This window comes from Bradyrhizobium sp. NAS80.1 (genome assembly GCF_001908205.1).
Classification (GTDB): Bacteria; Pseudomonadota; Alphaproteobacteria; order Rhizobiales; family Xanthobacteraceae; genus Bradyrhizobium.
This window is the reverse complement of record NZ_LGHL01000289.1, coordinates 1-6,776: the sequence shown is the minus strand read 5'-3', so window position 1 is coordinate 6,776 and position 6,776 is coordinate 1. Positions and strand designations below refer to the sequence as shown.

Sequence of the window (6,776 nt, the reverse complement as noted above, 5' to 3'; positions counted from 1 at the left end):
CGCGGCTTTGCTCCACGCTTTCTTCAGACCCCACCTCGCGATGACGCCCTTGCGCTTCGCTAATCCTTCACCGCCATCAGGCTGGATAGAGGACTTCCACCTCCAAGCTGTCGCTCATACTCGGCACACAACAAAAAGGGCGGCCGAGAGGCCGCCCTTCGTGTTTCTGAACTGTCTAGCGAGGCTTACTCGCCGGCCGCTTCGCGCGGAGCATGCTGGCCATCAGCCGGCTTCTCCTTGCCCTCGAGGTCTTCGCCGGTGGTCTGGTCGACCACCTTCATCGACAGGCGGGTCTTGCCGCGATCGTCGAAGCCGAGCAGCTTGACCTTGACCTTGTCGCCTTCCTTGACGACGTCGGAGGTCTTCTGCACGCGGTTGGCCGCGAGCTGGCTGATGTGGACGAGACCGTCCTTGGAGCCGAAGAAGTTCACGAAGGCGCCGAACTCCATCACCTTGACGACGGTGCCGTCATAGATCTGGCCAACTTCCGGATCGGACGCGATCGACTTGATCCACTTGATCGCGGCCTTCATCGCCTCGCCGTCGCTGGAAGCGACCTTCACGGTGCCGTCGTCCTCGATGTTGACCTTGGCGCCGGTCTTCTCGACGATCTCGCGGATCACCTTGCCGCCGGTGCCGATCACTTCACGGATCTTGTCGGTGGCGATCTTGAAGGTCTCGATGCGCGGCGCGTATTCGCCGAGCTCGGCGCGGGCCGCGGTCAGGGCCTTGGCCATCTCGCCGAGGATGTGGATACGCCCGTCCTTGGCCTGGGCCAGCGCGACGCGCATGATCTCCTCGGTGATGCCCTCGATCTTGATGTCCATCTGGAGCGAGGTGATGCCCGCTTCCGTGCCGGCGACCTTGAAGTCCATGTCGCCGAGATGGTCCTCGTCACCCAGGATATCCGAGAGAACCGCGAAGCGCTTGTCCTCGAGGATCAGGCCCATCGCGATACCGGCGGTCGGCCGCTTCAACGGCACGCCGGCATCCATCAGCGCGAGCGAGGCGCCGCAGACCGAAGCCATCGAGGACGAGCCGTTGGACTCGGTGATCTCCGACACCACGCGCGTGGTGTAGGGGAATTCGTGGTGCGGCGGCAGAACCGGGTGGATCGCGCGCCAGGCCAGCTTGCCGTGGCCGATCTCGCGGCGCTTGGTGCCGCCGAGACGGCCGGTCTCACCGACCGAGTAGGGCGGGAAGTTGTAGTGCAGCAGGAACGTTTCCTTGTAGGTCCCCGACAGCGCGTCGATGTACTGCTCGTCCTCGCCGGTGCCGAGCGTGGTCACGACCATCGCCTGGGTTTCGCCGCGGGTGAACAGCGCCGAACCGTGGGCGCGGGGCAGCACGCCGACTTCGGCGACGATGTTGCGCACCGTCTTGGAGTCGCGGCCGTCGATGCGCTTGCCGGTGTCGAGGATGTTCCAGCGAACGATCTTGGCCTCGAGCTCCTTGAACACGGCGGCGATGCGCAGCTTGTCGTATTTCGGCTCCTGCCCTTCGGGGAAATAGTGGGCGATCACCTTTTCCTTGACCTTGCCGACCGCGGCATAGCGATCCTGCTTGACCGGAATGGCGTAGGCGGCGCGCAGCTCCTGCTCGACGAGGCCGAGCATTTCCTTCTCGAGCGCGGCATTGTCGATCACGGTGACTTCGCGCGGCTCCTTGGCGGCCTTCTCGGCGAGCTCGATGATCGCGTTGATGACCGGCTGGAAGTGACGGTGACCGAACATCACCGCACCGAGCATGATGTCCTCGTTGAGCTCCTTGGCTTCTGATTCCACCATCAGCACGGCGTCGGCGGTGCCGGCGACGACGAGGTCGAGTTGGGTATCGACCATCTCGTCGAGCGTCGGGTTGAGGATGAACTCGTCATTGGCGAAGCCGACGCGCGCTGCGCCGATCGGGCCCTTGAAGGGCGCGCCGGACAGGGTCAGCGCAGCCGACGATGCCACCAGCGCCACGATATCGGGATCGTTCTCCATGTCGTGCGACAGCACGGTGGCGATCACCTGGGTCTCGTTGCGCCAGCCGTCGACGAACAGCGGACGGATCGGACGGTCGATCAGGCGGGAGACCAGCGTCTCCTTCTCGGTCGGACGGCCCTCGCGCTTGAAATAGCCGCCGGGAATGCGTCCCGCAGCGTAGGTCTTCTCCTGGTAGTCGACGGTCAGCGGCAGGAAGTCGACGCCTTCGCGCGGCGCCTTCGCCGCGACGACAGTGGCGAGCACCACGGTCTCGCCATAGGTGGCCACGACAGCGCCGTCGGCCTGGCGGGCGATCTTGCCGGTTTCGAGCTTGAGAGGGCGTCCGCCCCAGTCGATCTCGACTGAATGCTTATTGAACATAGAGGTCTTCTTTCATGGGTTCTCGAAAGAAGGGACGGCTCGAAAAACAAAAACCATGCGCAAGATTGCGGGACGCTGATCGAAGCGATGATCAGCGTCCTGCGATCCTGCCATGGTTTTCGGATTTCGGATGGCGTCCATCCTTTCGGGTCATACGGGCGCCTTGCCCGTTGTGCCCAGCCGCCGGATTGCTGCTGGACTGTCAGTCGGCGTGAACGCGAACACCGAACCGCGGTCTTCGCCCATCACGCCTCGGATGCGAATCATCGTTGGCTCGCACCCGACGTGCACGTAGCCTCGATCAAAAACCTTTAAGCAAACGCTTTCGTTCGAAACCACGCGCGAAAACGCGCGCCAGTGGCGCGCGCAGGAACACTTAACGACGAATGTTGTGCTTCTCGAGCAGCGCCTTGTACCGCGCCTCGTCCTTCTTCTTCAGGTAGTCGAGGAGCGAGCGGCGGGTCGAGACCAGCTTCAAGAGGCCGCGACGCGAATGGTTGTCCTTCACGTGGGTCTTGAAATGGTTGGTGAGGTTGTTGATGCGTTCCGAAAGGATCGCGACCTGAACCTCGGGCGAGCCGGTGTCGCCGGCCTTGGTGGCATTCGTCTTGATGACTTCCGCTTTGCGTTCTGCGGCAATCGACATCGTCAATTTCTCTCGTTGCGACCGGGGCTGGCAGTCAGGCCGGTCAGGTTGAACACACGCTTGGGGATGATTTCGCCATTGCCAACTTCAGCAAGCGCGAGAAGTCGGCCTGCCACCGTGACATAGACTGTGCCGCTACAAGTGGGCGCATCCCGTCCGCGCAACAAAACGGCCTGGCCCCGATGGAGCCTTGCCGCATCAGCCCGAGTGACGGCCAGTGCCGGGATGTCGTCCAGCGCGGTCTCAACGGGCAAAAGCGCGTCGGCGAGGCTGCCCTCGCCGGACGCGGCTCTATCGCACAAAGCCTCCAACTGATCCAGCGGAATCATGTCGTTCTCGCCAAATGGGCCGACCAGGGTCCGCCGCAGGGCGCAGATATGGCCGTAGGTGCCGAGAATCCGGCCCATATCGCGGGCGAGCGCGCGGACATAGGTCCCCTTGCCGCACTCGGCCTCGAACACGGCCCGGTCGTTATCTGGTTGATCCACAAGGGATAATTGGTGAATTTCGACCGGGCGGGGAGCCAGTTCCACAACCTCGCCGTCGCGGGCGAGGTCATAGGCGCGCTCGCCCTGGACCTTGATCGCGGAATAGCGCGGCGGGATCTGCTCGATCACCCCCGTGAAGCGGGGCAGCAGGGCCAGGATGGCCTCCCGGGTCGGGCGCTGGTCGGAGGTCGCGGTCACCCGGCCCTCGATATCGTCGGTGTCGCGCTCCTCGCCCCAGCACACGGTGAACTGGTAGCGCTTGCGGCCGTCCATGACGAAAGGAACCGTCTTCGTGGCTTCGCCGAGCGCGATCGGCAGGCCGCCGGACGCGAGCGGGTCGAGCGTGCCGGCATGGCCGGCGCGCTTAGCGTTGAACAGGCGCTTGAGCACCGCGACGGCCTGCGTCGAGGTCATGCCGATCGACTTGTCGAGCACGACCCAGCCATGGACGTCGCGCCGGTCGCGGCGCGGCTGGTTGCCCTTCTGCTGCCTGGCGCGCGGATCGTTGTTGACGCGGCGCGGCTCCTGATGCGGCTGAGCATCGCTCCCCACGTCCGCAAAATTATTTTTCTGCACGTCGCGCTGATTGGCCTGTTCGCCGTCGATCGTGCCGTGAGCCGGGTCCATCGTCATTGTTCTTCTTCCCGATCCGAGTCCGGATCCTGTTCCAGGTCCTTCTGCACCGCAGGTGTTCGCAAAAGCTTCTCGATCCGTTCCGCTTCGTCGAATCGCTCGTCGACGCGGAAGCGAATGTCAGGTGCAAATTTCAGGTTAACGCGCCGCGCGACTTCGCCGCGCAGGAATTTCTTGTTGCGCTCGAGCGCAGCAATGACGATCTCGGTGTCGCGGCCACCGAGCGGCATCACGTAAATTGTTGCGAGCTTCAGGTCGGGCGACATCCGTACCTCCGGCACGGTGATGATGTGACCTTCGAGGTCCGCATCATGCACATTGCCATGCGCCAGAATCTCGGCCATCGCGTGGCGAACCTGTTCGCCGACACGCAACTGACGTTGCGAGCCTCCGGGTGCGGAACTCTTTTTCTGATGGTGGCGGGGCATGGTCGAAAATCACCTCGTTGCCCGTGTTTGGGACACGAGCATTGTCATTTGTCCTGTTGAAACGAATGAGGCGCGGATGGCCGGAAAAAATCCGGCCATCCCACTCTCTCAATTTCAGCTCAAAAAGATCCGGGCGCTTCGGTAAGATTTGGACTTACAGGGAGCGCTGGATCGTCTCCACGCGATAACACTCGATGACGTCACCGGCACGCATGTCGTGATAGTTCTCGAAGGCCATGCCGCATTCCTGACCGGCCTGGACTTCCTTCACTTCGTCCTTGAAGCGCTTCAGCGTCGACAGCTTGCCTTCGTGCACGACGACGTTGTCGCGGATCAGGCGCACATTGGCGCCACGTTCCACGGTGCCGTCGGTGACGCGGCAGCCGGCGACCTTACCGACCTTGGAGATATTGAAGATCTCCAGGATTTCGGCATTGCCCAGCATGGTCTCGCGCAAGGTCGGCGCGAGCAGACCGCTCATCGCCTTCTTCACGTCGTCCACGAGGTCGTAGATGATGTTGTAGTAGCGGATCTCGATGCCGTTGCGCTTGGCGGCCGCAGCGGCTTCCTTGTTCGCACGAACGCTGAAGCCGATGATCGCGGCGTTAAAACCTTCCGCGAGCGTCACGTCCGATTCCGAGATGCCGCCGACGCCGGCATGCAGGATGCGGGCGGCGACTTCGTCGGTGCCGAGCTTCTCCAGCGAGCCGAGGATCGCTTCCAGCGAGCCCTGCACGTCGGCCTTGACGATCAGCGGGAATTCCTTGCGGCCCGCCGTCTTCAACTGCGACATCATCTGCTCGAGCGAGCCGCGCATGCCGGAGATCGAGGCCGCCGCGTTCTCGCGCTTCTGGTGCGCGCGGTAGCTGGTGATCTGGCGGGCGCGGGCTTCGTTCTCGACGACCGCGAGACGATCGCCGGCTTCCGGCGGACCGTTGAAGCCGAGCACCTCGACCGGCACCGAGGGGCCGGCCTCCTGCACGGTCTCGCCCTGATCGGAGATCAGCGCGCGGACGCGGCCCATCTCGGCGCCGGCGACGATGATGTCACCGACACGGAGCGTGCCGCGCTGGACCAGCACGGTCGCGACCGGACCGCGGCCGCGATCGAGCTTGGCTTCGATCACGGTGCCTTCGGCCGGACGCTCCGAATTGGTCTTCAGGTCGAGGATTTCGGCCTGCAGCGCGATCATCTCCAGGAGCTTGTCGAGATTGGTCTTGTTCTTGGCGGAGACCTCGACGTCGACGACCTCACCGCCGAACGATTCGACCTGCACCTCGTGCTGGAGCAGCTCGGTGCGCACGCGCTCGGGCTTGGCATCGGGCTTGTCGATCTTGTTGATGGCAACGATGATCGGCACGCCCGCCGCCTTGGCGTGGTTGATGGCTTCGACCGTCTGCGGCATCACGCCGTCATCGGCCGCAACCACCAGCACAACGATGTCGGTGACCTTGGCGCCGCGGGCGCGCATCGCGGTGAACGCGGCGTGGCCGGGCGTGTCGATGAAGGTGATCTTCTTGCCGGTTTCGGGCGAGGATACCTGATAGGCGCCGATGTGCTGGGTGATGCCGCCGGCTTCACCGGAGACCACGTTGGCATGACGAAGCGCGTCGAGCAGCGATGTCTTGCCGTGGTCGACGTGGCCCATCACGGTCACCACAGGCGAACGCGTCTCGGTGTCGGTGGAATCGTCGACCTGGTCGAACAGGCCTTCTTCGACGTCTGACGCGGCAACGCGCTTGACGGTGTGACCCAGTTCCTCGGCGATGAGCTGCGCGGTGTCGGCGTCGATCACGTCGGTGATCTTGTGCATCGCGCCCTGCTTCATCAGCATGCGGATGACGTCGACCGCGCGCTCGGACATGCGGTTGGCGAGTTCCTGGATCGTGATCGCTTCCGGGATCGTCACCTCGCGGATGAGCTTTTCCTTCGGCTCGTTCGAGGCATGACCCTTCAGGCGCTGGGTGCGGCGGCGGAACGAGGCGATCGAACGCTCGCGGACTTCGTCGGCATTGAGCGCGGTGACGACGGTCAGGCGGCCGCGCTCTTTCTGCGGGCCGGGCTTGTGGGTGGTCTGTGGGGGCTGCCGCTGGACGCGCGGCCCCGCCAGGACCGCGACGGATCTGGCGCGGACCCTCGTCCTCGTCCGGTCCGGCGGCGACCGCGGGCGCGCGACCCGCCGGGCCAGCCGGCCGCTGCGTGGTCGTTCCGGGGCGGGCCGTCGTTGTTCCCG

General features: G+C 64.1%; 4 protein-coding genes and 1 pseudogene. All 5 read right to left on the bottom strand.

Annotation, left to right across the window (positions count from 1 at the left end):
- Window positions 1-185: 185 nt before the first annotated feature.
- Entirely contained in the window at window positions 186-2,348 is a 2,163-nt protein-coding gene (gene pnp, locus AC629_RS41735) for a polyribonucleotide nucleotidyltransferase (RefSeq protein WP_084810466.1), read from the bottom strand.
- Between the two features lie 376 nt (window positions 2,349-2,724).
- Window positions 2,725-2,994 (bottom strand): 30S ribosomal protein S15, encoded by a 270-nt coding sequence (gene rpsO, locus AC629_RS41730; protein WP_008540131.1) that lies wholly within the window; start codon window positions 2,992-2,994, stop codon window positions 2,725-2,727.
- A gap of 2 nt (window positions 2,995-2,996) precedes the next feature.
- Entirely contained in the window at window positions 2,997-4,115 is a 1,119-nt protein-coding gene (gene truB, locus AC629_RS41725) for a tRNA pseudouridine(55) synthase TruB (protein WP_084810465.1), read from the bottom strand.
- Window positions 4,112-4,543 carry a 30S ribosome-binding factor RbfA gene (gene rbfA, locus AC629_RS41720; RefSeq protein ID WP_084810464.1) on the bottom strand — a complete coding sequence of 144 codons (432 nt, stop codon included), beginning with the start codon at window positions 4,541-4,543 and terminating at the stop codon, window positions 4,112-4,114. The genes truB and rbfA overlap by 4 nt, the downstream gene beginning before the upstream one ends.
- Before the next feature lie 154 nt (window positions 4,544-4,697).
- Window positions 4,698-6,776: pseudogene (gene infB, locus AC629_RS41715) on the bottom strand (translation initiation factor IF-2); the annotation flags it as partial.

Excerpts from the sequence above, each read along its gene's own strand:
- pnp (WP_084810466.1), bottom strand. The coding sequence starts at position 2,348 with ATGTTCAATAAGCATTCAGTCGAGATCGACTGGGGCGGACGCCCTCTC.
- rpsO (WP_008540131.1), bottom strand. The coding sequence starts at position 2,994 with ATGTCGATTGCCGCAGAACGCAAAGCGGAAGTCATCAAGACGAATGCC.
- truB (WP_084810465.1), bottom strand. The coding sequence starts at position 4,115 with ATGACGATGGACCCGGCTCACGGCACGATCGACGGCGAACAGGCCAAT.
- rbfA (WP_084810464.1), bottom strand. The coding sequence starts at position 4,543 with ATGCCCCGCCACCATCAGAAAAAGAGTTCCGCACCCGGAGGCTCGCAA.